Source organism: Pseudacidovorax sp. DMC4 (assembly GCF_056314265.1).
Window position 1 is genome coordinate 1 of record NZ_JBQUYR010000044.1, and the last position, 605, is coordinate 605.

At 65.5% G+C, this 605-nt stretch carries 1 protein-coding gene; it reads right to left on the reverse strand.

Annotated features, from left to right (window positions below; translation table 11 throughout):
• On the reverse strand, positions 1–605 hold a 605-nt coding region (locus tag ACT54X_RS28795), incomplete at both ends, for a tripartite tricarboxylate transporter substrate-binding protein (protein WP_476350061.1).

A 605-nucleotide genomic window follows, 5' to 3' on the forward strand; every position in this document is an offset into this window, starting at 1 on the left:
ACCTGGAAGTTCTTCAGGCCCTGCTCGTCCAGCGTCGGGATGTCCTTCAGCGCCGGGGTGTTCACCCGCTTGAGCGTGGTCACGCCATAGGCCTTCACCTTCTTGGCCTCGATCTGGCCGGTGGTGTTCGTGGTCTGGTCGCACAGCAGGTCGATCTGCCCGCCCATCAGGTCGGCGATGGCCGGCGCGGTGCCCTTGTAGGGCACGGTCGTCATCTCGGCCTTCAGCGCACTCTGGAACAGCAGGCCGCACAGGTGCGAGGCCGAGCCGATGCCGGCATTGCCGAGGTTGACCTTGCCCTTGTTGCTGGCGATCCAGGCCTGCAGCTCCTTGAAGTTGTTGGCTTCGAGCTGCGGCTTGCCGATCAGCGTCATGGGCACGTCGTTGATCATGCCCAGGTATTCGAAGTCGGTTTCCCAGTTGTAGCTGAGCTTGCGGTAGAGCACCGGCGTGGTGGCCATGCCGACGTGGGTGACCAGCAGGGTCAGGCCGTCGTTCTTGGCGCGCGCCACCTTGGCGTTGCCGATGGTGCTGCCGGCGCCGGCGGTGTTGTCCACCACGATGGTGGCGCCCAGGGCCTTCTGCATGGCCTCGGCCAGGTCGCG